Origin of the sequence: Pseudomonas retamae (assembly GCF_043496865.1) — a bacterium.
In the GTDB taxonomy this organism is placed as follows: domain Bacteria; phylum Pseudomonadota; class Gammaproteobacteria; order Pseudomonadales; family Pseudomonadaceae; genus Aquipseudomonas; species Aquipseudomonas retamae.
Map to the genome: position 1 here is coordinate 65,695 of NZ_JBIEIL010000013.1, position 26,830 is coordinate 92,524.

Annotated in this window: 26 protein-coding genes; 16 read left to right on the forward strand and 10 right to left on the reverse strand. The window is 61.9% G+C overall.

The window, feature by feature from the left end:
- Positions 1-54: 54 nt before the first annotated feature.
- From ACGSLL_RS22935 to ACGSLL_RS22970, 8 genes are all read left to right on the forward strand, one after another.
- A complete protein-coding gene (locus ACGSLL_RS22935) occupies positions 55-1,920 on the forward strand; it encodes an extracellular solute-binding protein (RefSeq protein WP_394508038.1) in 1,866 nt (621 codons plus the stop codon).
- Between the two features lies 1 nt (position 1,921).
- Positions 1,922-2,986, forward strand: a complete 1,065-nt coding sequence (locus tag ACGSLL_RS22940) for a microcin C ABC transporter permease YejB (protein WP_394508039.1) — start codon at positions 1,922-1,924, stop codon at positions 2,984-2,986.
- On the forward strand, positions 2,986-4,008 hold the full coding sequence (locus tag ACGSLL_RS22945) for an ABC transporter permease (RefSeq protein WP_394508040.1): 1,023 nt from the start codon (positions 2,986-2,988) through the stop codon (positions 4,006-4,008). The genes ACGSLL_RS22940 and ACGSLL_RS22945 overlap by 1 nt, the downstream gene beginning before the upstream one ends.
- Before the next feature lies 1 nt (position 4,009).
- Entirely contained in the window at positions 4,010-5,644 is a 1,635-nt protein-coding gene (locus ACGSLL_RS22950) for an ABC transporter ATP-binding protein (RefSeq protein ID WP_394508041.1), read from the forward strand.
- A 169-nt stretch (positions 5,645-5,813) separates the two neighbouring features.
- The gene (locus ACGSLL_RS22955; RefSeq protein WP_258448636.1) at positions 5,814-6,335 is read left to right on the forward strand and encodes a DUF3455 domain-containing protein; all 522 of its coding nucleotides are present in this window, start codon (positions 5,814-5,816) and stop codon (positions 6,333-6,335) included.
- Between the two features lie 163 nt (positions 6,336-6,498).
- Positions 6,499-7,032, forward strand: coding sequence for a sigma-70 family RNA polymerase sigma factor (locus ACGSLL_RS22960; protein ID WP_394508042.1), 534 nt, complete (start codon positions 6,499-6,501; stop codon positions 7,030-7,032).
- A complete protein-coding gene (locus tag ACGSLL_RS22965) occupies positions 7,029-7,721 on the forward strand; it encodes an anti-sigma factor (protein ID WP_394508043.1) in 693 nt (230 codons plus the stop codon). Before ACGSLL_RS22960 ends, ACGSLL_RS22965 begins: the two co-directional genes overlap by 4 nt.
- Before the next feature lie 132 nt (positions 7,722-7,853).
- The gene (locus ACGSLL_RS22970; RefSeq protein WP_394508044.1) at positions 7,854-8,255 is read left to right on the forward strand and encodes a hypothetical protein; all 402 of its coding nucleotides are present in this window, start codon (positions 7,854-7,856) and stop codon (positions 8,253-8,255) included.
- Positions 8,256-8,326: 71 nt separating this feature from the next.
- Here the strand turns inward: ACGSLL_RS22970 and ACGSLL_RS22975 are convergent, their stop codons facing one another.
- A complete protein-coding gene (locus ACGSLL_RS22975) occupies positions 8,327-9,418 on the reverse strand; it encodes a DUF1615 domain-containing protein (RefSeq protein WP_394508045.1) in 1,092 nt (363 codons plus the stop codon).
- 197 nt (positions 9,419-9,615) lie between these two features.
- On the opposite strand from ACGSLL_RS22975, the gene ACGSLL_RS22980 reads away from it, so the two are divergent.
- Entirely contained in the window at positions 9,616-11,820 is a 2,205-nt protein-coding gene (locus tag ACGSLL_RS22980) for a TonB-dependent receptor (RefSeq protein WP_394508046.1), read from the forward strand.
- 311 nt (positions 11,821-12,131) lie between these two features.
- The gene (locus ACGSLL_RS22985; protein WP_394508047.1) at positions 12,132-13,667 is read left to right on the forward strand and encodes an FAD-dependent monooxygenase; all 1,536 of its coding nucleotides are present in this window, start codon (positions 12,132-12,134) and stop codon (positions 13,665-13,667) included.
- Between the two features lie 168 nt (positions 13,668-13,835).
- On the opposite strand, the gene hemB is transcribed toward ACGSLL_RS22985, so the two are convergent.
- Positions 13,836-14,810, reverse strand: a complete 975-nt coding sequence (gene hemB / locus ACGSLL_RS22990) for a porphobilinogen synthase (RefSeq protein ID WP_125918128.1) — start codon at positions 14,808-14,810, stop codon at positions 13,836-13,838.
- Between the two features lie 245 nt (positions 14,811-15,055).
- Positions 15,056-15,754 (reverse strand): glutathione S-transferase family protein, encoded by a 699-nt coding sequence (locus ACGSLL_RS22995; protein ID WP_394508048.1) that lies wholly within the window; start codon positions 15,752-15,754, stop codon positions 15,056-15,058.
- A gap of 282 nt (positions 15,755-16,036) precedes the next feature.
- Here ACGSLL_RS22995 and ACGSLL_RS23000 point away from each other — a divergent pair, with 282 nt between their 5' ends.
- Positions 16,037-16,711 (forward strand): histidine phosphatase family protein, encoded by a 675-nt coding sequence (locus tag ACGSLL_RS23000; RefSeq protein ID WP_394508049.1) that lies wholly within the window; start codon positions 16,037-16,039, stop codon positions 16,709-16,711.
- Positions 16,712-16,830: 119 nt separating this feature from the next.
- Here ACGSLL_RS23000 and mnmH read toward each other — a convergent pair whose 3' ends face one another.
- Together mnmH and selD are read right to left on the reverse strand one after the other, a co-directional pair.
- On the reverse strand, positions 16,831-17,934 hold the full coding sequence (mnmH, locus tag ACGSLL_RS23005; RefSeq protein WP_394508050.1) for a tRNA 2-selenouridine(34) synthase MnmH: 1,104 nt from the start codon (positions 17,932-17,934) through the stop codon (positions 16,831-16,833).
- Entirely contained in the window at positions 17,934-18,968 is a 1,035-nt protein-coding gene (selD, locus tag ACGSLL_RS23010) for a selenide, water dikinase SelD (protein WP_394508051.1), read from the reverse strand. The genes mnmH and selD overlap by 1 nt, the downstream gene beginning before the upstream one ends.
- A 293-nt stretch (positions 18,969-19,261) precedes the next feature.
- Here selD and ACGSLL_RS23015 point away from each other — a divergent pair, with 293 nt between their 5' ends.
- Positions 19,262-20,221: a nucleoside-specific channel-forming protein Tsx gene (locus tag ACGSLL_RS23015; protein ID WP_394508052.1), complete on the forward strand. Its 960-nt coding sequence runs from the start codon at positions 19,262-19,264 to the stop codon at positions 20,219-20,221.
- Between the two features lie 15 nt (positions 20,222-20,236).
- Complete coding sequence (locus tag ACGSLL_RS23020; RefSeq protein ID WP_394508053.1) at positions 20,237-21,259, forward strand: purine-nucleoside phosphorylase; 1,023 nt, start codon at positions 20,237-20,239, stop codon at positions 21,257-21,259.
- Between the two features lie 138 nt (positions 21,260-21,397).
- On the opposite strand, the gene ACGSLL_RS23025 is transcribed toward ACGSLL_RS23020, so the two are convergent.
- The 3 genes from ACGSLL_RS23025 to ACGSLL_RS23035 form a co-directional block, all read right to left on the reverse strand.
- Positions 21,398-22,354: a quinone oxidoreductase family protein gene (locus tag ACGSLL_RS23025; protein WP_394508054.1), complete on the reverse strand. Its 957-nt coding sequence runs from the start codon at positions 22,352-22,354 to the stop codon at positions 21,398-21,400.
- A gap of 32 nt (positions 22,355-22,386) precedes the next feature.
- Positions 22,387-22,560: a DUF1427 family protein gene (locus ACGSLL_RS23030; RefSeq protein ID WP_073471384.1), complete on the reverse strand. Its 174-nt coding sequence runs from the start codon at positions 22,558-22,560 to the stop codon at positions 22,387-22,389.
- Between the two features lie 221 nt (positions 22,561-22,781).
- On the reverse strand, positions 22,782-23,564 hold the full coding sequence (locus tag ACGSLL_RS23035; protein ID WP_394508055.1) for an AraC family transcriptional regulator: 783 nt from the start codon (positions 23,562-23,564) through the stop codon (positions 22,782-22,784).
- A gap of 136 nt (positions 23,565-23,700) precedes the next feature.
- Between ACGSLL_RS23035 and ACGSLL_RS23040 the strand changes: the two genes are divergently transcribed.
- Together ACGSLL_RS23040 and ACGSLL_RS23045 are read left to right on the forward strand one after the other, a co-directional pair.
- Positions 23,701-23,928, forward strand: coding sequence for a DUF6555 family protein (locus tag ACGSLL_RS23040; RefSeq protein ID WP_090284584.1), 228 nt, complete (start codon positions 23,701-23,703; stop codon positions 23,926-23,928).
- A 35-nt stretch (positions 23,929-23,963) separates the two neighbouring features.
- The gene (locus ACGSLL_RS23045; RefSeq protein WP_394508056.1) at positions 23,964-24,236 is read left to right on the forward strand and encodes a hypothetical protein; all 273 of its coding nucleotides are present in this window, start codon (positions 23,964-23,966) and stop codon (positions 24,234-24,236) included.
- 553 nt (positions 24,237-24,789) lie between these two features.
- Here the strand turns inward: ACGSLL_RS23045 and ACGSLL_RS23050 are convergent.
- A complete protein-coding gene (locus ACGSLL_RS23050) occupies positions 24,790-25,245 on the reverse strand; it encodes a DMT family transporter (protein ID WP_394508057.1) in 456 nt (151 codons plus the stop codon).
- A gap of 3 nt (positions 25,246-25,248) precedes the next feature.
- On the reverse strand, positions 25,249-25,734 hold the full coding sequence (locus tag ACGSLL_RS23055; protein ID WP_394508058.1) for a DMT family transporter: 486 nt from the start codon (positions 25,732-25,734) through the stop codon (positions 25,249-25,251).
- Between the two features lie 111 nt (positions 25,735-25,845).
- On the opposite strand from ACGSLL_RS23055, the gene ACGSLL_RS23060 reads away from it, so the two are divergent.
- Positions 25,846-26,781, forward strand: coding sequence for a LysR family transcriptional regulator (locus tag ACGSLL_RS23060; RefSeq protein ID WP_394508059.1), 936 nt, complete (start codon positions 25,846-25,848; stop codon positions 26,779-26,781).
- The last annotated feature ends 49 nt before the right edge of the window (positions 26,782-26,830 follow it).

The following is a 26,830-nucleotide window of genomic DNA, read 5'->3' on the forward strand; positions in this document are numbered from 1 at the left end:
AGGCTCGCTCCCACAGGGGGCGGTGTCTTTTCAAAGGGATTGAGGAGTGACTTCATGAGTTTTTTGCGCAACATCGCCGCCCTGCTGTTCGGCAGTGCGTTGCTGTGCTCCGGCGCCTCGGCGCTGGCCGCTGGCAGCCATGCGCTGACGGTGTACGGCGAGGCGCCGAAGTATCCGGCGAATTTCCAGCATTTCGATTTCGTCGATCCCAAGGCGCCCAAGGGCGGTTCGCTCAGCCGCGCGTCGATGGAAATCGGCCAGTACAACTACATCACTCCGTATGCCGATCAGGGCATTTCCGTGGTGCAGGTCAACGACTGGGTGTATGCGCCGCTGGCGTTCCGCTCGCTCGATGAGCCCTACACCGTTTACGGCCTGGTCGCCGAGCAGATCGAGCGCGATCGCGACGGGCTCTGGGTGCGTTTCACCCTCAACCCCAAGGCGCGTTTTGCCGACGGCACGCCGATCACCGCCGAAGATGTGCGCTACACCTTCAACCTGCTGATGACCAAGGGCAGCCTCAGTTATCGCCAGCAGTACGCCGATGTGCAGGACGTGCTGATCGAAGGCCCGCAGCAAGTGCGCTTCACCTTCAAGAACAACCTCAACCGCACGCTGGCGCTGGATCTGGCGACGATGCGCGTGGTGCCCGAACACTGGTGGAAAACCCGCGACTTCGCCAACGGCGGCGGTTTCGAGCCGCCGCTCGGCAGCGGCCCGTACCGGGTGAGCAAGGTCGACGCCGGGCGCAGCATCAGTTTCCAGCGCGACCCGGACTGGTGGGGCAAGGACCTGCCGGTCAGTCGCGGCATGTACAACTTCGACACGCTGACGGTGAATTTCTATGGAGACACCGACGTCGCCCGGCAGCTGTTGCAGGCCGGTGCGTTTGACTACAACCGCGAGTTTTCCTCGTCCGGTTACGTCGTCGGCTACGACAGCCCGGCCCTGCGCGACGGGCGTTTGCAGCAAGCGATCCTCGCCCCGGAAAAGCCTACCGCCGCCCAAGGCTTCGTGTTCAACCTGCAAAACCCGATCTTCAAGGATCGCCGCGTGCGTCAGGCGATCAGCCTGCTGTGGGATTTCGAATGGACCAACAAGCAGATGATGCGTGGCTTCTACGTGCGCCAGAACAGCTTCTGGCCGAAGAGTGAAATGGCCGCCACCGCCCTGCCCGACGCCGAGGAATTGCAGATCCTCGAACCGCTGCGCGGCAAGGTCCCCGATGAGGTTTTCACCACGGTGTATCAAGCGCCGAAAACCGACGGCAGCGGCTACATCCGCGACAAGCAATTGCAAGCGCTGAAGCTGCTCGCCGAAGCCGGCTGGACGCCGCAACACAATCGTCTGGTCAACGCTGCCGGTGAGCCGCTGGAATTCACCTTTCTTGACGGTCAGGGCGGCTTCGATCGGATGTTGCTGCCGTTCAAACGCACCCTCGCGCAGATCGGCATCACCCTCAATCTGCGGCGCATCGATTCGGCGCAATACATCAACCGTCTCAACGCCCGCGACTACGACATGATCGTCACCAGTTTTCCGCGCAGTGGCGATCCGATCGTTTCTCCAGGCCGCGAGTTGTACAGCCTGTACGCCTCGCAAAGTGCCACGCAGGTCGGCAGTTCGAACTCGATGGTGCTGGCCGATCCGGCGGTCGATCAACTGATCGACGGACTGGTCCAGGCCAACAGCCGCCAAGCCATGGTGCATTACGCCCGCGCCCTCGACCGGGTGCTGCAATGGGGTTACTACATGATTCCCAACTACTATTCCAAAGGCACGCCGACGGTATTTCAAAACCGCTTTGGCATGCCACCCGTGCAACCGGCGTACGACGAAGGCCTCAACACCTGGTGGGAAGTTTCGGTCAAGCCGCTGACCACCCAGCAGATGCGCGCTCAGCTCGCGGGAGGCCAGTGACATGTTGCGTTATCTGAGCCGCCGCTTGCTGCTGATCATCCCCACATTGCTGTGCATTCTGGTAGTGAATTTCCTGATCGTGCAGGCCGCGCCCGGCGGGCCGGTGGAGCAAGCCATCGCGCGGCTGCAAGGCTTCGGCGGGCACAGCATGGGCGGTGGCGGCGAAGTCGCGGCAGTCGGCGGTGCCGGGCGCAGCAGCCGTGGCCTGGACCCGGCGCTGATCGAAGAAATCAAACACCATTACGGCTTCGACAAACCACTGCACGAACGCTTGTGGCTGATGCTGAAAAACTACGCGCAGCTGGATCTGGGCAGCAGTTTCTTTCGCGGCGCCAAGGTCACTGACCTGATCGTGCAGAAGCTGCCGGTGTCACTGTCGCTGGGCTTGTGGGCGACACTGATCACCTACCTGATTTCGATCCCGCTGGGCATTCGCAAGGCAATCAGAAACGGCAGCGCCTTCGATGTCTGGAGCAGCACGGCAATCATCGTCGGCTATGCGATGCCGGCGTTTCTCTTCGCCATACTGCTGATCGTGGTGTTCGCCGGTGGCAGCTACGTTAACTGGTTCCCAGTGCAGGGGCTGGTTTCGGACGACTTCGACCAACTGAGCATGTTGGGCAAGCTCGGCGATTACCTCTGGCATCTGGTGTTGCCGGTCACCGCGCTGGTGATCGGCGGCTTCGCCACCCTGACGATCCTGACCAAGAACAGTTTTCTCAACGAAATCAGCCGCCAGTACGTGATCACCGCGCGGGCCAAAGGCCTGACCGAGCGCCGCGTGCTCTACGGCCACGTGTTTCGCAATGCCATGCTGCTGGTGGTGGCCGGGGTGCCGTCGGCGCTGATCGAGGTGTTCTTCGCCGGCTCGCTGCTGATCGAAACCATCTTCAACCTCGACGGCCTCGGGCGCATGAGCTACGAAGCGGCGGTGTCGCGCGACTACCCGGTGGTGTTCGGCGCGCTGTTTCTGTTCACCCTGTTCGGCCTGTTGATCAAGCTGATCGGCGACCTCTGCTACACCCTGCTCGATCCGCGCATCGACTTTTCGGCGAGGGCTGCCTGATGTTCACACTGTCTCCTCTGGGCCGGCGCCGCGTCGCGCAGTTCAAGGCCAATCGCCGTGGACGCTGGTCGCTGTGGCTGTTTATCGGCCTGTGCCTGATTTGCCTGGGTGGCGAGTTGATCGCCAATGACAAGCCGCTGGTGATCCGTTATCACGACGCTTTTTACTTTCCGATCTTCAGCGATTACCTGGAAACCGATTTCGGTGGCGAACTGCCGTTTCAACCGGATTACGCCAGCAATTACGTACACAAGCTGATCGAAGATCAGGGCGGCTGGATGCTGTTTCCGCCGATCCCGTTCAGCTACGACACGGTCAATTACGACCTTGCGGAACCGGCTCCCAGCCCGCCCTCGGCGAGCAATTGGCTGGGCACCGATGATCAAGCCCGCGATGTGTTGGCGCGGGTGATTTTCGGCACGCGGATTTCGATTCTGTTTGCGCTGATCCTCACCGCCATCAGCGCGTTGATCGGCATCGTTGCCGGGGCGCTGCAAGGCTATTACGGCGGTTGGGTCGACCTGCTCGGGCAACGCGTACTGGAGATCTGGTCGGGGCTGCCGGTGCTGTACCTGCTGATCATTCTGTCCGGTTTCGTCTCGCCGAGTTTCTGGTGGTTGCTGGGGATCATGGCGCTGTTTTCCTGGCTGGCGCTGGTCGATGTGGTGCGCGCCGAGTTCCTCCGTGGGCGTAATCTGGAGTACGTCAAAGCCGCGCGGGCACTGGGCCTGACCGACAACGAACTGATGCGTCGGCACATCCTGCCCAACGCCATGACCTCTACCCTCACCTACCTGCCGTTCATTCTGACCGGTGCCATCGCTACCCTGACCGCGCTGGATTTTCTCGGCTTCGGCATGCCGGCCGGCACCGCCTCGCTGGGCGAGCTGATCGGTCAGGCCAAGCGCAATCTGCAAGCGCCATGGCTGGGGCTGACGGCGTTTTTCGCCTTGGCGTTGATTTTGTCCTTGTTGGTTTTTATTGGTGAGGCTTGCCGTGACGCGTTCGATCCCCGGAGCTGACATGACTGACAACCTGATTGAAATTCGCGACCTGCGTGTCGCCTTCGCCGGGCAGCCCGTGGTGCACGGGGTCAACCTTGATATTCGCCGTGGCGAGTGCCTGGCATTGGTCGGTGAATCCGGCTCGGGCAAATCGGTGACGGCGCATTCGATCCTGCGCTTGCTGCCGGGAAAGAACCTCAGCAGCAGCGGTTCGATCCGCTACAACGGCGTGGACTTGCTGCACGCCAGCGAGCAGCAGATGCGTGGCTTGCGTGGCAATCGCATCGCGATGATCTTTCAGGAGCCAATGACCTCGCTCAACCCACTGCACACGGTGCAACGGCAGATCAGCGAAGTGCTGGAAACCCACAAAGGCCTCAAGGGCCGCGCCGCCCGCGCGCGCACGCTGGAGCTGTTGGAACTGGTCGGCATTCGCCAGCCGTTACAGCGTTTGAAGGCCTATCCGCATCAGCTCTCCGGCGGTCAGCGGCAACGGGTGATGATCGCAATGGCGCTGGCCAATGAGCCGGAGTTGTTGATCGCCGATGAGCCGACCACAGCGCTCGACGTCACCGTGCAGCAGAAGATCCTCGAACTGCTGATCGAGTTGCAGCAACGCCTCGGCATGTCGTTGCTGCTGATCAGTCATGACCTCAATCTGGTGCGACGCATCGCCCAGCGCGTGTGCGTGATGCGTCACGGCGAGATCGTCGAGCAGGCCGATTGCGCAACGCTGTTCAACGCGCCGCAGCATCCTTACAGCCGCCTGCTGATCGAGGCGGAGCCGAGCGGCGCGCCGGTGCCGAGTCAGTACGAGCACAACCTGCTCGAGGTCGATGATCTGAAGGTCTGGTTTCCTCTGCCCAAATCCTTGTTCAGCCGCCAGCAGGATTACATCAAAGCGGTGGACGGGGTCAGTTTCACCCTGCAACGCGGCAAGACCCTGGGGATTGTCGGCGAGTCCGGTTCGGGCAAGTCGACCCTGGGTCAGGCGATCCTGCGTCTGGTTGAATCCGAAGGCAACATCCGTTTCGGCAACAAGCAACTGAGCCTGCTCAACCAGCGCTTGATGCGGCCGTTGCGGCGGCAGATTCAGGTGGTGTTTCAGGACCCGTTCGGCAGCCTCAGCCCGCGCATGTCGGTGCAGCAGATCATTGCCGAGGGCTTGCTGACCCATGGCATCGGTACAGAAGCCGAGCGTGAAGCCGCGGTGATTCGCGTGCTCGAAGAGGTCGGCCTCGACCCGCACAGCCGCCATCGCTATCCCCATGAGTTTTCCGGCGGCCAGCGCCAACGCATTTCCATCGCTCGCGCACTGGTGCTGGAACCGGCGCTGATCCTGCTCGACGAACCGACCTCGGCGCTGGACCGCACCGTGCAAAAGCAGGTGGTGGAGTTGTTGCGGCAGCTGCAGATCAAACATGGGCTGACGTATCTGTTCATCAGCCATGACCTGGCGGTGGTGCATGCGCTGGCGCATGACTTGATGGTGATCAAGGATGGCAAGGTCGTGGAGCAAGGATCGTCGCAGGCGATTTTCGCCGCACCACAACATCCGTACACCCAAGAGTTACTGAAAGCCTCGGGCCTCAAGCCTTACAGAGAGCCTTGTGGGAGCGAGCCTGCTCGCGAATGCAGTGCGTCAGTCACATAAATGCTGACTGACCCGACGCTTTCGCGAGCAGGCTCGCTCCCACAGGTTTGATCGGTGGTGTTTGAATTTATTTTTCAGGCACTGCATCCAATCGCCGCCGCCACGGGTAGTCCCTGTAACAGCCCACTCTTGTGCTGTCAGCGCTCTACCCTTTTCGGAGAATCATCGGATGAACATCACCCAGCTGATTGGCTTCACCGGTTTGCTCGCCGTCACCTCGACGACCTTTGCCCAGAGCAGCTATCCCGACACCATCAAAGTGCCGGACGGCCACAAGATCGCCATGGAAACCACCGGCGTCGGCGAGATCACGTATGAATGCCGCGACAAGCCGAACATGGCCGGCCAGACCGAGTGGACCTTCGTCGGCCCGAAAGCCGTGCTCAATGACCGCAGCGGCAAGCAGGTCGGCACCTACTTCGGCCCGCCAGCGACCTGGCAGGCCAAGGACGGTTCGAAAGTCACCGGCACGCAATTGGCGGTGGCGCCTTCGAGCCCGGGTAACCTGCCTTATCAACTGGTCAAGGCCAACCCGGCTGAAGGCAAAGGCGCGATGAGCGGCGTGAGCTACATCCAGCGCGTCGCGCTCAAGGGCGGCGTGGCCCCGGCCAGCGCCTGCACGATGGCGAACAAGGGCAAGCAGGAAGTCGTGAAGTATCAGGCGGATTACATCTTCTGGGCGGCGAGCTGATTTTCAAAAGCACTGAAGATCCACCTGTGGGAGCGAGCCTGCTCGCGAATGCGCCAGGTCAGACAGAAATGCTTCGACTGACACTCCGCCTTCGCGAGCAGGCTCGCTTCCACAAGTAACAAGGCGTCTGGATGTTTGGGGAATGTCAGCTAGATTGCACACCATGCCTTTAGCCGAAGCCGATTTCGATTACCAAGCCCGTCTCGCCGCCTGTGCCCGCGGCGAGCGTGCGGCCCTGCACGATTTGTACGTGCAGGAAGGCCCGCGCCTGCTCGGCGTGGCCAAGCGGCTGGTGCGCGACACCGCACTGGCGGAGGACATCGTTCATGAAGCATTCATCAAAATCTGGAACGGCGCGGCGGGGTTTGACCCGGCGCGCGGTTCGGCGCGTGGCTGGATGTTCAGCGTGACCCGCCACCTGGCGCTGAACCTGTTGCGCGATCACGGTCGCGAAACGCCGTTCAGTGCCGAGCACGAAGTGGCGGCTGAAGACGACGGCTTCGATGCCGCCGCACATTCGGCACGCATCCACCGTTGCCTGGAACAGCTGGAGCCGCAGCGGCGCACCTGCATCGTGCATGCGTATGTCGATGGCTACAGCCACGCGCAGATTTCGGCGCGCCTTGGCACGCCGCTGGGCACCGTCAAAGCGTGGCTCAAGCGCAGCCTCAATGCGTTGCGGGAGTGCATGGGATGACCGGCGAATCGGCGCAGGAACGTGATGAACTGGCCAGCGAATACGTGCTCGGCACGCTATCGTTCGAGCAGCGGATCGAGGTGCAGCGACGCTTGCCCGACGAGCCCGAGCTGCGCGCGGCGGTGGACGCATGGGAGCGGCGCCTGCTGGAACTGACCGATCTGGCCGAACCGCAGCAACCGTCGGCCCTGCTGTGGCCGCGTATAGAACGCAGCCTCAATCGCCTCGCGGAAAAAACACCTGCAACGGCGTGGTGGAATCGGCTGCCGCTGTGGCGCGGCTTGAGTGCGGCCGGCCTCGCTGCGACCTTGATATTGGGCACCATCCTGTTGACCCAGACCCCGCCAAAACCAAGCTATCTGGTGGTGCTGGTGGCGCCGCAGGACAAGGCACCGGGCTGGGTCATCCAGGCCAGCAACTCGCGCGAGATTCAGTTGATTCCGCTCGGCGTGGTCGAAGTACCGGCAGACAAGGCCCTGGAATTCTGGACCAAAGCGGACGGCTGGCAAGGGCCGGTGTCGCTGGGGCTGGTCAAACCGGGCGAGGCCTTGTCGGTGCCGCTGGATAAACTGCCGCCGCTGCAACCGAACCAGCTGTTCGAGCTGACGCTGGAGGGCGCCAATGGCTCGCCGATCGGCAAACCGACCGGGCCGATTCAGGCGATCGGCCGTGCCGTGAAGGTGCTTTAAGGCTCTATCCTGCGGCTTGCGGCTACCATCATCGGCGTCGATGTTCACCATCACGGCAATGAAGTTCTCAGAAAAAATTCCGGGCGTAACATCAGCTCCATACCAACCAACAACACCCCGGAGCACACCATCATGAAACGCCAGACTCTTCTCAGCATCGCTTTCTCGGTTTTCGCAGTTAACGCTTTTGCCGCTTCCCCGGCCCACACGATGATCGCCGAAGGCGGCTCGGACAAATTGATCGAAAGCCGTCTGGCTGAAGGTGGCTCGGATCGTCTGATCGAACGCCGCGTTGCTGAAGGCGGCTCGGATCGTCTGATCGAACGTCGCGTTGCTGAAGGCGGTGCTGATCGTCTGCTCGAACGCCGCGTTGCTGAAGGTGGTGCTGATCGTCTGATCGAACGTCGCGTTGCTGAAGGCGGTTCGGATCGTCTGATCGAACGTCGCGTTGCTGAAGGTGGTGCTGATCGTCTGATCGAACGTCGCGTCGCTGAAGGTGGTGCTGATCGCTTGAACGAACTGCGCAACGCTTGAATGAATGGCGTCACGCGCAACACCGCAGAAAAACCCGGCTCCCTCAGCCGGGTTTTTTATGTCTGGCGGTTTTACCCGGCCCTGGCCATGCAGCGTTTGTAGCGTTCGTCCACGCGTTTGGCGAACCACGCGGTGGTGAGTTTGCGGGTGATCTTCGGACTTTGCAGGACGATGCCCGGCAACACCGCCCGCGGCAATGGCTTGCCTTCAGCCTGCTCGGCCAGTTCAAAAACCCGCTTGTATAGTTTCGTCTCTTCGAATTCCAGGGTTTTGCCCTTCTCCAGTTGATCGCGAATGCTCGGATTGCGCATGCCCAGTGATTTGCCGAGTGCGCGCACCGCCAGTTCCGTGCCGCCGGGCATGATCGAGTCATAGCGGATCAGGTCGCCATCGAGCGCCAGCGGGATGCCCGAGGCGCGGCTCACGGCATTCTGGAACGCGGCGTTGCGGCTGGCGTACCAACCGGCATTGAAATCGGCGAAGCGGTACAACGGCTCGCGGTAACTGACCGGGTAACCGAGCAGATGGGCGATACCGAAGTACATACCGCCGCGCCGGCTGAACACTTCGCGGCGGATCGTGCCGTCCACCGGGTACGGGTAATCCTTGGCATGCTGTTCGGCAAATTCGATGCTGACCTGCATCGGTCCGCCGGTGTGCACCGGGTTGAAGCCGCCGAACAAGGTGCGGCCCATCGGCACCATGCCAATGAAATCATCGAAAATCGCACTCAGCTCTTTCTCGCTGCGCGCCGCATTCAGGCGTTCGCTGTAGCTTTTGCCGTTGGGCGAACGCACTTGCAAAGCACCGCTGACCAACAGGCTGGGGATGTGCACTTTGGCGGCGCGGCGGTCGATTTCGTCGCGGGCGATCTTGCCCAGGCCCGGGACTTTCGGGTCGGCCTGAAAGGTCGACTCCTGCTCGGCCACGGCCAGCACCGAACACAGATTTTGTGTGGTCGGGCTGATGTCCTGCGCGGCGAAGGCGGCGTAAATGTCGGTGGCCCAGCCCTGCCGATCGGGGATTTTCGTCGGCAGCAGCCGGACGATTTCGGCTTTTACCTCGGCGGGCGGGCGTGGCGGCGGTTCGCCGCCGCGCTGGCTGGCGCAACCGGCCAATACCAGCAATGCCGCGAGGGTGATGAGTAAGCGAGGGGTGTGCATGTTGCGGTATCCAGTCCGTAAAGGCGCCACCACCATACACAATCGCTGCCCAAACGTGGGCCGCGACCGGCGCTGACATACTGATTGCAAAACGTTACTGCGAAACCCTATCATTCGCGCCTGGAGTCGTATTTGCGCAAGGAGTTCCCGCGCCGCCCTTATTTTTCCAACCGGCCGCGCGCCTCCAGGAATCGAACATGCCCACTCCAGCCCGACTCAGCGTGCCTTTTCGCCCGACGCTGCTCGCCCTGCTGTGCTCCCTAACCGTTACCGCTTACGCCGCTGAAGGCGACAACAAAGCGCTGGTGCTGGACGACGTCAACGTCAACGCTCAAGCCCCGGCGCCGAGTGCCCTGCCGCCGGTTTACGCCGGTGGGCAAGTCGCCCGCGGCGGCCAATTGGGCGTGCTGGGCAATCAGGACATGATGGACGTGCCGTTCAGCGCCGCGTCGTACACCGAGCAACTGATTCAGGATCAGCAGGCAGAAAACGTCGCCGACGTGCTGCTCAACGATGCCTCGGTACGCCAGGCCTCGGGGTTTTCCAACCAGGCCCAGGTGTTCATGATCCGCGGCCTGCCGCTCAACGGCGACGACATTTCCTATAACGGCCTGTACGGCGTGTTGCCGCGGCAGATCATTTCCACCGACGCCCTGGAGCGCGTGGAAGTGTTCAAAGGCCCGAATGCCTTCATCAACGGCGTGACCCCGACCGGCTCCGGCATCGGTGGCGGCGTCAACCTGCAACCCAAACGCGCCGGAGACGAACCGCTGCGCCGCTACACCACCGACATCAACAGTGAAGGCCGCATCGGTCACCACTTCGACATCGGCCAGCGCTTCGGCGAAGACAACCGCTTCGGCGCGCGAATCAACCTGTCCCAGCGCGAAGGCGACACCGGCATCGACCACGAAAACCAACGCTCGAAACTCTTCGCCATCGGCCTCGACTACCGCGGCGATGCGCTGCGCCTGTCCGGAGATTTCGCTTATCAGAAAGAACGCGTCAACGGTGGCCGCAGCTCGGTCAACCTCGGCACCGCCACGCACCTGCCGGACGCACCGTCGGCCGACACCAATTACGCGCCGAAGTGGGGCTTTACCGAGATCGAAGACACCTTCGGCATGCTCCGCGCCGAATACGACCTCAACGACAACTGGACCGCCTACGCCGCTGGCGGCGCCAAGCACACCCGCGAAGTCGGGCGCTACAACTCGACCACTCTGGTAGGCAACAGCGGCGCGTCGTTCACCACCGGCTCGTTCGTGCCCCATGACGAAGACAACACCAGTGTCATGGCCGGCCTCAACGGCAAATTCAACACCGGCCCGGTCAGCCACAAACTCAACTTCGGCCTCACCGGTATCTGGGCTGAGCAGCGCAGCGCCTATGATTTCGACCTGACCCGCTACGCCAACAACATCGATCACCCGATCACCACTCCGGCGCCGGTCGGCAACTTCGCCGGTGGCGACCTGAATGATCCGGGCATCGTCGGCAAGACCTTCAACCGCAGCGTGGCGCTGTCCGACACCCTCGGCTTCTTCGATGATCGCCTGCTGGTCACCGCCGGACTGCGTCGTCAGCAACTGGTGGTGCAAGGCTACAACTACGCCAGTTGGGGCAGCGGCGGTCGAAAGTCGAGCTACGACGAATCGATCACCACACCCGTGTATGGCGTGGTGTTCAAGCCGTGGGATCACGTGTCGTTCTACGCCAACCACATCGAAGGCCTCGCGCAGGGCCCGACCTCGCCGGCCAGCTCCGGCGGCTTCCGGGTGACCAACGGCAACGAAGTCTACGCACCGGCGCGCTCCAAGCAGACCGAAGTCGGGGTCAAGGTCGACATGGGCACCTACGGCGCGAGCCTGGGTGTCTATCGCATCGAGCAACCGAGCGATGGCTACTGCGAAATCAACAGCGCCAGCACCTGCACCTACGTGCGCGAAGGCGAGCAAGTCAACAAGGGCGTGGAAATGAACGTGTTCGGCGAGCCGATTCAGGGCCTGCGCCTGATCAGCGGCCTGACGCTGGTGGACACCGAACTGAAGAACACCCTCAACGGCGCTAATGATGGCAACCACGCGATCGGCGTGCCGACCTTCCAGTTCAACGCTGGCGCCGACTGGGATGTGCCCGGCCTGCAAGGCGTCGCGCTGAACGCGCGGATGCTGCGCACTGGCGGTCAATACGCCGACGCGGCGAACAACCTCAGCCTGCCGACCTGGAACCGTTTCGACGCGGGCGCGCGGTATGCGTTCAAGGTGTCGGAGAAGGACGTGACGTTGCGCTTTGGCGTGGAGAATCTGGCGAACAAACGCTACTGGGAATCGGCGCAGGGCGGGTACCTGACCCAGGGTGAACCGCGGGTGGCGAAGTTGTCCGGCACGATTGATTTCTGACCGCCACCGGAAGATCAACAGCCCCTCACCCTAGCCCTCTCCCAGGGGGAGAGGGGACTTGACCGAGGTGTGTTTGCGAGTCGCGCCTGCCAGAAATATCGTGCCGGACGCAGGAATTGAACGGCTCGCCAATCGGCTCCCTCTCCTTGGGGAGAGGGCTGGGGTGAGGGGCCCGGATCTCATTCGCGCCACACATTCCCAGCCATACGCCAGGACAGGGTCTTCTTCGACCCCGTCCAGCCGACCAGACTCGCCTCCCTCCTCCGCTGATCCATACTTGCTCCACAGCAACCACGAGGGAGGACAGCGCCATGAACCGCAGCGACGTTCTGATCATCGGCGCCGGCCCCACCGGGCTGGTGCTGGCCCTGTGGCTGAGCAAGCTTGGCGTGCGGGCGCGGATCATCGACAAGACCTCCGCCCCCGGCACCACTTCGCGGGCGCTGGCAGTGCAGGCGCGCACGCTGGAGCTGTACCGGCAACTGGACCTGAGCGAGACCATCGTGCGCAACGGCCATCGGGTCGCGGCGACGAATTTCTGGGTCAACGGCAAACCACTCGCGCAGCTGCCGCTCAAGCGCATCGGCGAAGGCCTGACGCCGTACGCCTTCGTCGAAATTTTCCCACAGGATGAACACGAACGGCTGTTGATCGAGCGCCTCGAAGACTATGGCATCACCGTCGAGCGCGACACCACGCTGGAAATTTTCGAAGAAAGCAGCGACGGCCTCACCGCACATTTGCGCCTGCCCAACGGCGAGCAGGAAATCTGTCAGGCCTGCTACCTCGCAGGCTGCGATGGTGCCCGCTCGGTGGTGCGTAAAAGCCTCGACACCGGTTTTCCCGGTGGCACCTATCAGCAGGTTTTCTATGTCGCGGACGTCAAGGCCAGCGGCCCGGCGATGAATGGCGAGCTGCACCTGGACCTCGACGAAGCGGACTTTCTCGCGGTATTTCCGTTGGCCGGCGCCGGCCACGCACGGTTGATCGGCACCGTGCGCGATGAGCGTGCGGATCGCGCCGAAACCCTGCAATTCAGCGACGTCAGTCGCCGCGCCATCGAACATCTGAAAGTGCACATCGAAGACGTCCATTGGTTCTCGACCTACCGTGTCCATCACCGTGTCGCCGAGCACTTTCGCAGTGGCCGCGCGTTTCTACTCGGCGATGCCGCGCATGTGCACAGCCCGGCCGGCGGTCAGGGCATGAACACCGGGATCGGCGACGCGATCAACCTGGCCTGGAAGCTTGCCGCGGTGCTCAGCGGCGGCGCCGAGGCAAGCCTGCTCGACAGTTACGAAACCGAACGCATCGCTTTCGCGCGGCGCCTGGTATCGACCACCGACAAGGTCTTCAGCTTTGTCACCGCCGAGGGGCGGCTGGCGGATCTGCTGCGCATGCGTGTGGCGCCGTTTCTGATCCCGAAAATGGCCTCGTTCGAAGCCAGTCGCGAATTCCTCTTTCGTACCGTCTCGCAGGTCACGCTCAACTATCGTGGTATGCCGCTAAGCGCGGGCGCAGCCGGGCACGTCCACGGCGGCGACCGCTTGCCGTGGGCCCATGAGGGTGAGGGAGATAACTATGAACCGCTGCGCCAGCCTTGCTGGCAGGTGCATGTGTACGGCGACACCAGCGACGAAATGATCGCCTGGTGCGCTGAACATCACTTGCCGCTGCACGTGTTCGACTGGCGCCCGGCGTTTGAAACGGCGGGGTTGGCGCGTAACGGGTTCTACCTGCTGCGCCCGGATACGTACGTGGCGATTGCCGAGAACAGCGCCGATCCGAAGGTGGTCGAACGGTACTTCCATGATCATGGGATCCGGCCGTACTTCAACTGCACCTGACTCACACCGAACCAAATGTGGAAACCACTCTTCAACTGCACCTGACACCACGCAGATCCAAATGTGGGAGCGAGCCTGCTCGCGAATGCGGTGGGTCATCAACAGGCGTATTGACTGACACGACGCTTTCGCGAGCAGGCTCGCTCCCACAGGGATACAGAGTGTTGATCAGATCCCGGCCAATGCCAGATCCATCGCGAAGTAGGTGAAGATCAGATCCGCACCCGCGCGCTTGATCGCGCCAAGGCTTTCGCGCACTACGCGATCTTCATCGATGGCTCCGGCCTGGGCGCCGAACTTGATCATCGCGTACTCGCCACTGACCTGATACGCCGCCAGCGGCAGATTCGACGCCTGACGGATGTCGCGGATGATGTCGAGGTACGCGCCGGCCGGTTTGACCATCAGCGCGTCGGCGCCTTCCTGCTCGTCGAGCAGCGATTCGCGCAGGGCTTCACGGCGGTTCATCGGGTTCATCTGATAGCTTTTGCGGTCGCCCTTCAGCGCGCTGCCACCGGCCTCGCGGAACGGACCGTACAGCGCCGAGGCGAACTTGGTCGAGTAGGCCATGATCGGAATCTGGGTGAACCCGGCCGCGTCCAGCGCCTGACGAATTGCCCGCACCTGGCCGTCCATCGCTGCCGACGGCGCGATCACGTCGGCACCGGCACGCGCTGCCGCCACCGCTTGTTTGCCGAGGTTGATCAGGGTCTGGTCGTTGTCGACTTCGTGGTTGTGCATCACGCCGCAGTGGCCATGATCGGTGTACTCGCAGAAGCACGTGTCGGACATCACGATCATTTCCGGCACGGCGTCCTTGGCGATGCGCGACATGCGCGAGACCAGGCCGTCTTCACGCCAGGTGTCGCTGCCGTTGCTGTCCAGATGATGCGAGACGCCGAAAGTCATCACCGACTTGATCCCGGCGCGCGCGTAACGCTCGATTTCGCTGGCCAGCTTGCGCTCGGGAATGCGCTGCACACCGGGCATGCTGGTGATCGGCACGAAGTCGTCGATGTCTTCTTCGACGAAGATCGGCAATACCAGATCGTTCAGGCTGAATTCGGTTTCCTGGAACAGACTGCGCAGGCTCGCATTGCGGCGCAGACGGCGGGGACGTGCTTCGGGGAACTGACTGGACATGGGGCCTTTCCTGAAAACGGCGGATGAGACGAAAGTCGTAGGGGGCGAAGCTTATGCCTTGCGGGGGTTGGGGTACAAACCTGGATCAATCAAGAGAGCGTTACCGGGTTCGCAATAATCTTTCTGCCAATCCAATTCCCTGTGGGAGCGAGCCTGCTCGCGAAAGCGCCGTGTCAGTCAACCTGCTTGCTTCTGACACATCGCATTCGCGAGCAGGCTCGCTCCCACAGGTTTAACCTGCGGAGTCAGGAGGGAATGGTGAGGCCACGAACGACAGCAGGACGAGCGAGAAACCGCTCCAGCACCCGCGTGACATTGGGGAAGTTCTCAATCCCCACCAGATCACCCGCCTCATAAAAGCCGATCAGGTTGCGCACCCACGGGAATGTGGCGATATCGGCGATCGTGTAACGCTCGCCCATGATCCAGTCGCGCCCTTCCAGGCGCGTGTTCAACACGTTGAGCAGGCGTTTGCTTTCATCGACATAACGGTCGCGCGGACGCTTGTCTTCGTAATCCTTGCCGGCAAATTTGTTGAAGAAACCGAGCTGGCCGAACATCGGGCCAATGCCGCCCATCTGGAACATCAGCCACTGAATGGTCTCGTAACGCAGCGCGCCTTCCTGGGCCAGCAACTGGCCGCTTTTGTCCGCCAGATAGATCAGGATCGCGCCAGATTCGAACAGCGGCAGCGGCTGGTCGCCGGGACCATGCGGATCGAGGATCGCCGGGATCTTGTTGTTCGGGTTCAGCGACAGAAACTCTGGCGAGGTCTGGTCATTGGTGTCGAAGCCGACGCGATGCGGCTCGTACGGCAAACCGATTTCTTCGAGCATGATCGAGACTTTCACGCCGTTGGGCGTCGGCAGGGAATAAAGCTGAATCCAGTCAGGGTACTGCGCCGGCCATTTCTGGGTGATCGGGAACGCGGACAGATCGGTCATGGGAAGCATCCAGTCACAAATTAGAAGCCGATCATAAAACAGGCCCGCCGCAGCGCCTACACGAACCGTAACATCCTGTCGCTAACCTGCGCTCAAGCCCGCCAACTTAGCCGTTAAAGTGCCGCGCGGCGGGCCGAATCGAACCAAACGGCCCGAGATGACTCTGAGCTATGCCTTTTTGCAGAGGAAGCTGTTCACGACATGGAAAACACCCGGCGCCGGCAGCCTGCGGTGTAAAGGTTTGTCAGCCCTAACTGAATTTGCTGAAGAACTTTCTATTACATGACGAACCTCATGCGTTTCGCCAACCGTTTCAAACACCGTGCATACGTGGCCCTGCCCTCGCTGCTGGCCGTGACTGCGCTGGCGCTGTCGCTGGAATCCAGCGAGAGTCGCGCGCAGCCGGCCGACGGCACGCAGACGCTGGTATTCCTGCGCCATGCCGAAAAACCCGAAGGCGGGTTGGGTCAGCTCAACTGCCAGGGCCTGAACCGCGCCATCGACCTGTCGACGCTGCTACCGGAAAAATTCGGCAAGGCCGACTACGTGTTCGCCGCCAATCCGACGCGCAATGTCGAGGAAGGCGAGCTGGATAACTCCTACAGCTACATTCGTCCGTTGATGACCATCAGCCCCGCCGCGATCAAGCTCGGCCTGCCGGTGAACATCGAGTTCTCGGCCAATGACACCAGTGATCTTGCGCGCGAACTGCTGGACGAGAAGTACCACAACTCGACGATCTACACCGCTTGGTCACACGGCTATCTGCCGGAGCTGATCAACAAGGTCGCGGGCAACGCGGTCGGCAAGAAACAGAACATCACCGAGGACTGGGCGGGCAATGATTTCGACTCGCTGTACGTGCTGACCCTGACCTGGCACAACGGCAAGGCGAGCCTGCAGAGCCACAGTTACAAGCAGGGGCTGGATCATGGTGAGCAGAGCTGCCCGACCTGAGTTTTGCAGCGCCTGACCCGGCCCTTTCGCGAGCAGGCTCGCTCCCACAGGGGATTTGTATTCCACGCAGATCCAATGTGGGAGCGAGCCTGCTCGCGAAGAGGCCAGCCACCACAACCTTAACCTTTCTGATTCAACCGCTCGCGCAAATACTCGATCACCGCCCCCCGCTCCCCGGCAAACTCGATTCGCCCGCCCTTCTTCTCGCGCTGGAACACATACATCGGGTCGTAATACTCACGCAGCAAACCTTCGATCCAGCCGCGATGCAGGTCCACCGCGCCGCTGCGGGCCTGCTCGGCCAGTGCGTCTTCCATCAACAACAACAAGCGTCGATGGCGCTCGCCGCCCAAACGTTTCTGCACGTTGTTCAGGCTTTCGAGCAAGCGTTCGGAGAACAGCGTGAAACCCTCCTCGCCGTGGACCGCTGAAAACTCCGCCGCCAGATCGGTGACGTAATCACGCAGGATCCGCTCGACGCGGTCCTCGAAACGGTCTTCCAGCCAGACCATCGGGTACTGCTGCATGCCCTGATACAGCGCCAGCGGCAAGGCGCAACTGCCAACCACCCGGCTCTCGTCCTCGAGCACGAACTGCTCGATAGCGGCATCGCGCTTCTTGAGGATGTCGATGGCCAGACGGTTTTCGAAATCGATGTTCGACGGCTGCCCGGTCGCGCGTTTGCCGAAGCTCGAACCGCGATGATTGGCGTGCCCTTCCAGGTCCAGACCATTGCGCAGTTGCACCAGCACTTCGGTCTTGCCGGTGCCGGTCATGCCACCGAGCAAAACGAAATCGCACTGGGCGATGGCCTGTTCAAGGGTGTCGATCAGAAAACTGCGCATCGCCTTGTAGCCGCCACCGACGCGCGGATAGTCGATGCCGGCCTCGTCGCGCAGCCATTGCTGGGTGATCTGCGAGCGCAGGCCGCCGCGAAAACAATAGAGATAACCGTCAGAATGCGCCCGGGCAAAATCGGCCCAGGCCTGGATGCGCTCGGCCTTCACCGCGCCGGAAACCAGTTGATGGCCCAATTCGATGGCCGCCTGCTGGCCGTGCTGCTTGTAGCAGGTGCCGATTTTTTGCCGCTCGGCGTCGTTCATCAGCGGCAGGTTGACCACGCCGGGGAACGCGCCCTTGTGAAACTCGACCGGCGCGCGGGCGTCCATCAGCGGCCGGTCGTTGAGGAAAATGTCGCGGTAGTCGGTGCAGTCGCGGAGCATCAAATCACCTCGACTGCGTTCGTCTGTCGCTCGACCAGTTCGCCGATTGGTTCAAGGCTCAGGCCCAGTTCGGCGGCGACTGCGAGGAATTCCTCGTTGCCCTCTGGCGTCACGGCGATCAGCAGACCGCCACTGGTTTGCGGGTCGCATAACACGCGCTTGTGCAGCTCTTGCACGCGGCCGACCTGTTTTGCGTAGCTGTCGAAATTGCGCAAGGTGCCGCCGGGCACGCAGCCCTGATCGAGGTAATACTCGACGCTGTCCAGACGCGGCACGCGGTCATAGGCGATGCGCGCGGTGAGCTGGCTGCCGTCCGCCATTTCCACCAGATGCCCGAGCAGGCCAAAACCGGTGACGTCGGTCATTGCGGTAACGCCGGCGAGTTTGCCGAAACGGCTGCCGGGCTTGTTCAGGGTGCACATCCAGTCACGGGCCACGCCGACGTCGGCGGCGCGCAGCTTGCCCTTTTTCTCGGCGGTGGTGAGGATGCCGATGCCCAACGGCTTGGTCAGGTACAACAGGCAACCGGCGGTGGCGGTGTCGTTGCGCTTCATGTGGCGCTTTTCCACCAGACCGGTCACCGCGAGGCCGAAAATCGGCTCCGGCGCATCGATCGAATGCCCGCCGGCCAGCGGAATGCCCGCCGCGTCGCACACCGAGCGGCCACCGCGAATCACTTCCCGCGCCACTTCCGGCGCCAGCACATTGACCGGCCAGCCGAGGATCGCGATCGCCATCAGCGGATCGCCACCCATCGCGTAGATATCACTGATCGCGTTGGTCGCGGCAATGCGGCCGAAGTCGAACGGGTCATCGACGATCGGCATGAAAAAGTCCGTGGTCGACACCACACCGCGTTCGGCATCTATCTCGTACACCGCCGCGTCATCACGCGAGGCATTGCCGACCCACAGTTTGGGGTCGAGGTTCTGTGCGCCACTGCCGGCCAGAATCACTTCCAGCACCTGCGGAGAAATCTTGCAGCCGCAACCGGCGCCGTGGCTGTATTGGGTCAGACGAATCGGCTCGCTCATGGGAGGGTCTCTGGCAATGAATGGGGCGGATTCTAGCAGAGCGCGACAAGGATCATGGGCGCTGGCGTCTGCCAAACGTTTCGGCGAACAGGCTCGCCGCTACAAGGTTTGGCGCTGGAAGTAGCTTTCTGATCGATCCGTCATGAAATGTCGCGAAAGCTCCAACATTTCAGCGTCTTGCCAAATCTGGTACGCCTTGTGCAAACGTTTGCTTGTCACCCATGCCTGCGTTTTCGTGACAAACCGTCATCGCCCACGCAACAGCGGGCCCGGATCCACAAAAAGGACTTTGCATGCACCTCGCCTCTTCTTATCGCGCACCGTTATTGCGCACTTGCGCTGTTTCCCTGCTACTGACCGGCGTTACCGGATTTCTCAGCCACAGCGCCTATGCGCAACCGGCGCCCGCCGAAGAATCCGCCCAGGGCGAGACCCTCAGCCCCGAAGCCAGCCCGCCGAAAAAAGGCGCGTACTTGTCGGACTGGTACAACCAGGACCTGACCCTGATCGGCAGCAAGGACATCAGCTTCGGCCCGCAACCGGCCGATGATATCTATCTGGAATACGAGTATTTCGGCCGCAAAGGCCCGTTCGAACTTTACGGTTACATCGACGTGCCGAAGATCTTCAACATCGGCAACAGCCACGACAAAGGCGTGTGGGATCACGGTTCGCCGGTGTTCATGGAGCACGAGCCGCGCATCTCCATCGACTACCTCGCCGGCCGCAGCCTGGCCATCGGCCCGTTCAAGGAATGGTACGTAGCGTTCGACTGGATCTACGACCACGGCAGCCGCAAGGAAAACCGCGCCAACACGCTTTACAGCGGTTTTGGCACCGACATCGATACGCACTCGCGGGTCAATCTGTCGGCCAACTTATACGGTCGTTATCAGTGGGAAAACTACGGCGCGAGCAATGAGTATTCGTGGGACGGCTACCGCGCGCAGCTCAAATACATCATCCCCATCGACAAATTCAGCAACGGCGCGTCGCTGACCTACATCGGCTTCACCAATTTCGATTTTGGCTCGGACCTGCACAAGGACGACCCGGCGCGCACCGCCAACGCGACGGTGGCGACCAACGTCTTGCTCTACTCGTTCACGCATTTGCGCTTCACTTTGGTCGGCCGCTATTTCCATAACGGCGGCAACTGGGATGACGGCAGCGAGCTGAATTTCGGCGACGGCAATTTCCGCGCGCGTTCCAACGGCTGGGGTTACTACGCCGGCATCGGTTATCAGTTCTGACTCAAGGAGTTTTCCATGCAAGCCATGAAATGTTTGACCCTGACCGGCGCGGCCCTGCTCGCTTCCCCTGCATGGGCGAGCGAGGCACCGATTCAACCAAAAGTCGTGCTGATCACCATGTTCGCCCCCGAGGCGCAGCACTGGATCGACCGGCTCGAGCTGAAACAGGAAATCCGCGTGCCGGGTCTTTCCGCCGAATATCCGAGCATCCGTTGCAACGCGCAGCAAGTGTGTCTGTTGACCACCGGCATGGGCCAGACCAACGCCGCTGCCTCGACCCTGGCACTGGCCCTGTCGCCGAAATTCGACCTGCGTAAAAGTTACTTTCTGATCGCTGGGATTGCCGGCATCAGCCCCAAACACGGCACCATCGGCACCGCCGCATGGGCGCATTATCTGGTCGAGTTCGGCACGCAGTGGGAGCTGGATTCGCGCGACGCCCCGGCGAGCTGGCCGACCGGTTATCTGGGCATCAACACCCAAGGCCCGAACGAAAAACCGCCGCTGGACTACAAGACCGAAGTCTTCGAACTCAACCCGACACTGCAAGCCAAAGCCTTCGCGCTGAGCCACAAGGTCGAGTTGAGCGAGAGCAAGGAATCGGCGGCGTGGCGGCAGAAATATCCTTCCGCCCCGGCCAACCAGCCACCGGTGGTGACGCGCTGCGATACGCTCGCCGGCAACACCTGGTTTTCCGGCACGCGCCTGAGCGAACGAGCCGAGGTCTGGACCAAGCTGCTGACCGACAACAAGGGCGAATACTGCACGACGCAACAGGAAGACAACTCCACGTACGAAGCGCTGCTGCGCGCCAGCCGCGAAGGCCTGGTCGACGTGCAGCGCCTCGCCGTGGTCCGCGCCGGCTCCGATTTCGACCGCCCACAACCCGGCGGCAGCGAAGTCGACAACCTGCTCAAATACGCCGATCAGGGTGGGTTTGTGCCAGCGCTGGAAAATCTGTATCGGGCCGGTAATCCGCTGGTGCAGGACATTCTGAAAAACTGGTCGGCGTGGGAAAAAGGCGTCCCCGCCTCTTAAGACACACTCAGCCCCCTGTGGGAGCGGGCTTGCCCGCGATCGCGTCAGGTCAGGCAACCTTTCTCTCGCCTGTTCCATTGCCATCGCTGGCAAGCCAGCTCCCACAGGTTTCAGGTTGTTAGAGAAATTCGAAGTGAGTCAGGGGATGAGGATGATCTTGTCCCCGCCACCCTGATTTACTTCGGCATACCGCGCGAGCCCTTCAGCCAACGGCACCTCAACCAGCCCCTGCGGCAACGGCAACCGATCCTCATCGAAAAACCGCCCGAACTGCTCAAGCATTGCTGCGCACGCTTCAACGCCATACAACAACGAATTGATCCCCACCACCGAACCGCCCTTGCGGTACAGCGCCAGTGCTGGCAGCTGTACGTGGCCGTCCACTGGCGCGGCGATGATTGCGATGCGCCCGAACGTCGCCAACGCTGCCACCGAGGCCGGCAACCAGAAACCGGTGGTGTCGAAAATCACATCGGCGCCGCCGCGATACACCGCGTTGACCTGCGCACCGAGGTTTTCGGGTTGCTCCAGCTGAATCGTCTGATACCCCTGCGCCTGCAAGTCAGCCACTTGCTCTGGTCGCCGCGCCGCAGCGAGCAACTGCGCGCCGCGCACTTTCGCCAGTGCCAACGCCGCTGTCGCCACCGCCCCGCCGCCGATCACCAGCAAACGCGTGTCGGCGTTCACCAGACTGCGCTCCAGCGCATCCCACGCGGTGGTGTACGGCACGCCGAGGCTGGCGGCCTGAGCGAAACTCAAGTGCGACGGTTTATGCGCGATACCGCCGGCCGGCAGTTTGACGAACTGCGCATGGGAGCCATCGGCGAAAAAGCCCAGCTCACGGCCCGTTCCCCAGACTTCCTGACCGATCAGCGCTTGCGGCCCTTCGACCACCACCCCGGCAAAGTCCCGCCCGGGAATCCGCGGCAGCGTGGTGTAAGGAAAACGCCCGAGGACGTTTTTCACATCGCTGGGGTTGAGGCCGGCCGCTTTGATCTGCACCAGTACTTCATCAGGGCCAGGCACGGGTGTCGGCACCTCGGTGTAACGCAGGGAAGACAGGTCGCCGGTTTTATCGAATTGCAGAGCTTTCATGAGCACATCCACCGATAAGGAAAAAGGAAAATTCAGGACAACCAGCCAGCGACCAGCTGCCGGCCCAGCGGCCACAACTGTTCACCGGCGAGCATGCCGAGCAGGCCCACCAGCGCGATCGCCGGCGGCGCGGGAGAACGAAAATCCAGCGCGCCGTACAACAGGCCGACGCCCAGACCGATGGCGAGCGAAATCAGATAATTCATGGAGGCACTCCGCCGTTGAAAGGAATGGGCAGAGTTTAGGGAGAGGCGCCGAAGGCTACCGGCCAAGGACTTCTGGATTTCAGCCAAACCCGTTGAAATCAGCGAGGAACCCTGTGGGAGCGAGCCTGCTCGCGAATGCGGTGTACCAGCACGCTCATTCGGCGCTGAGGAACCGCATTCGCGAGCAGGCTCGCTCCCACATTGGATTTACATCGGTCTGATTAATTGTGTTCCATCACGAACTGCGAAGGCGCCACCCCCAGCTCACGCCGGAACATGTCACTGAAACTGCTCGGCGAATAACCCAGCTCCCGCGCGATGACACTCACCGCTACGCCCTGAATCAACTCGGCCACCGCCGTCGCCAGTTGCACCTGGCGCCGCCATTCGGCGAAGCCCATGCCGAGGCTGTCCTTGAACAGCCGCGCGAGGGTGCGCACGCTGGCCCCGGCATTCTCCGCATGCTGCTCGAACGGCAGCGCCAGCGACGGCGCCGCCATCACCGCCTGACACACGTTCATCAGGCGCCGATCAGAATCGTCCGGCAGCGGGACCTTCAATGAAGAGCGCCGTGCACGCCTGAGCTCGAGCAGGGCCAGACCGACCAGCGCCTCGTAGTATTCGGGTTCGCCGCTGTCACCCTGCGCCACCAGGCCGACAATCAGCTCACGCAGCAAACCGCCGACTTCGATCACCTGCACCGTCGCATCCAGCGTCGCCGCCAGCGCCGGGCGCAGGTAGATATTGCGCATCTGCAAGTCCGACACCACGCGAATGGCATGCGGCACCCCCGGCGGCAACCACACCGCCCGCTGCGGCGGCACCACCAGCGCTTCGTGCGGCGTCTCGACCCACATCACCCCGCTCATCGCATACAGCAACTGCCCCCAGACATGCTCATGGGGTTCGATGAACAATCCGCGCGGATAGGTGCGCGCCAGCGGTTGCACCGGCACATCGGGGTCACTCAGATCGGGGGGCGCAGCAAGGGCCATGGCGAGCATTCATCGGGGTTGGCGAAGGCGCCATGTTAACCAGCGCGCCCCAAGCTCGCCAATCATCGCTACCGTCGGACAATCCGACTGAATTTTCGCGACGCCCTGCGATCCGTTAATTACCACAGGGAGGAATACCGGCTTTATGAACAACGCAAAACTTTTTGTTATCGACTACACCCTTCACGGTACGCCCAAGTCGTTCATTATCCGCTCGGACAAAATGGACAATGCCGAAGCCTGGCACTGGGCGAGCTGCGACGCCGGCGTCGGCCGAATCCCGCGCTTTGGCCGTGAAAAGGTACAAAAGACCAGCAAACCGATGGCGGAAAAATTCGGCCTGGAAAACGTCACCTGGCGCCAGACGCATTAACCACCCAGCCGCTTGCGGACGAAGGAGGAGCACTGATGGACATCCTTTACCACCCGGCGCGGCTGGACTACGGCCTGACCACGTTCTTCGGCCAGATCAGCAAAACCGTAAACTGCGAAGTCGGCCTCGAGACCGTTGCGGACGATCCTTACCGCTTCACTTTATGCGTAAAGGCGCCGGTGCCGGAAGATCTGGACCAGGCGAAAATCGTCGTGGTGAAAGTGGATGGGCGCACGCTTCAGGGCAGTGTTCGAGAGACGGAGCCGCTGCAGGATGGAGGGATGAAACTTCAGGTGGAGCCTGATTGATCAAAAGCCCCTCACCCTAGCCCTCTCCCGGAGGGAGAGGGGACTGACCGAGGTGAATGCGAGGGCTACGTCGACCTGCGATACCGAGTCGAATGCGAATTTCGAATCCAACCAAAATCGGCTCCCTCTCCTCGGGGAGAGGGCTGGGGTGAGGGGCAGCCACACCGAAAATCCCAAGCCAACCACCCGCTTCTAACCACTCAACAATGAGCGTTAGCTCGAGTGCCTTTGATCTTGATCTTGCCTAACCAGCGACATCGGAAGGCTGAGCGCAGGGATTGATCCGGGCGTGGGAGCGCAGCGACCGTCTGGCGCAGCCAGACACAGCGGACGTAGGTGCAGCGCAGCAAACCGTAGCCGCTGCGCCCGGATCGGTCCCGGAGCGAAGGGACCCGAGCCTGCGAGGGCCGAACGCAGGAGCAAAGCCTTTTGGTTCCTTTTTGCTGGGCCGGCACTCCGGCGTCTGAAAAAGGGACTCGCCGTAAGGGCGAAACCGCCAGCCGCAACACCCGCAGCAACGGATATACACCCCCATCTCAGCAACAATAAACAATCAATCCACGGAGCGCGAAGAACTCCGATACATAAACACCAGCGCCAACGCCAGACACCCCATCGCCAAAACCCGGCTCGACGAAAGCTCGATCGCCGGATTGCCCAACCAGCCGAAATTATCGATCAACATCCCCATCCCCAACTGCCCGACGATCACCGCCACCGTCGCCACCGCCGTGCCCACCACCGGCACCGCACCGACCATCACCATCATGTAAACCACGCCGAACAAGGCCCCGGTCAATTGCCACTTCGGCACGTCGAGCAAGCTCACCGCCTGCGCCGGCTCAAAGAAGAAAATCAACAACCCGGTCACCACCGCGCCCACCGCAAAGGTCAGCAGACTGCTGCGCAATACGCCAACCGACTCACCCAGGCGCCCGTTGATCGCCGCTTGCACGCTCAACACCGCGCCGGCCAACACCACCACTGCCAATAAAATCACCAGCCCCATCACTCACCCCCGCGCAATCAGAATCAATGCCACCACGATCAGCCCCAAGGCCAGCCAACGCTCGCCATTGACCTTTTTGCGCGTCGCGCCGAACCAGCCGAAATGGTCGATCAGCACGCTCTTGCCCACTTGCCCCGAGAGGATCGCGATCATGGTCATGGCAATACCGATATGCGGCGTTGCCAGGGTCAGCACCACCACATACATCGGCCCGAGAAACCCGCCGATCAACTGCCAGCGCGGCAGCTCGGTCAGCGCCGGGCCTTTCTGCGGGCCAGCGAACAGCAACAGCAAAAACAGGATCGCCGCACCGACGCCGAAGATACTCAATGTCGCCCACAGGTGCCCGACCTGCTCGCCCAGTGGCCCGAGCAGTCCGGCCTCAACCGACAAGCCCATGCCGGCCACAATCACCAGCGGCAACAGCAACAAGCGCAACCCCGACTTTTTCACAGGCGTGGCAACAGCCACGTCATCCAGCGTCTGCATAAAAACTTTCCACTCAAGAAACGATGGCGCGGATTATCGGTTGGCAGAGCTGTGCGATAAATGGGAGCATTCGGACAACACTTTTGCGCAACTCGCACAGCAGGACTTTTCATGCACGGGCTCAATGAACTGGGATTCAAGGCACTGCGGCTGTTTGTTGCTGTACTCGATCAGGGCAGCTTTTCCGAAGTCGCGCGCCGCGAAGGCGTGGCGCCCTCTTCGATCTCGCGTCAGATCCAGTTGATGGAGCAGGCGCTGAATCAGCAATTGCTCTATCGGCATACCCGCGCCGTTTCGCCGACAGAAGCCGGTCGCCTGCTCGGCCACCATGCGCGGCTGCTGCTGGCGCAACTGGAAGAAGCCGAGCAAGCGCTGCAGGAGCAACAAAGCGAACCTACCGGCCTGGTGCGGATCAATGCCCCGGTGGTGTTCGGTCAGCGTCATCTGAGCCCGTGGCTGGGCACGTTGTGCGCGCGTTATCCGCAGTTGCAACTGGATATCCAGCAGACCGATCACTACGTCGACCCGTTGCAGGAAGGCGCCGACCTGCTGGTGCGAATCGGCCCGTTGCCCGATTCGAGCATGCAGGCGCGGATTCTGGCGCCGCACCGCTTTCAGGTCGCCGCCAGCCCGGCCTATCTTGCGCGCCACGGCACGCCCCAGAAGCCCGAGGATCTGGCTCAGCACCAGTGCCTGGCCTACAAAGGCGCGACCGGCCAGCAGCGCTGGTTTTTCCGCCGCGATGGCGAGGACTGGACGCCGTACTCGGTCAAAGGCCCGATCACCAGCAACCACGCCGACACCCTCACCCAGGCCGCCGAACAAGGTCTGGGGCTGGTGATGTTTCCGTCATGGCTGATTGGCGAAGCGGTGCGCGCCGGCACGCTGGTGCCGGTGATGCGCGGGTATCAGGTGTCGAACAGCCTGGAGCCGCAGCAGATTGCGGTGCTGTGGCCGGGGAGTCGAAGGTTGTCAGTGAAGGTGCGGACGGTGATTGATTTTTTTGTTGAGTGTTTTGGTGAGGTGCCGTATTGGGACAGGCCTTGAAGATCAAGAGCCCCTCACCCTAGCCCTCTCCCGTCGGGAGAGGGGACTG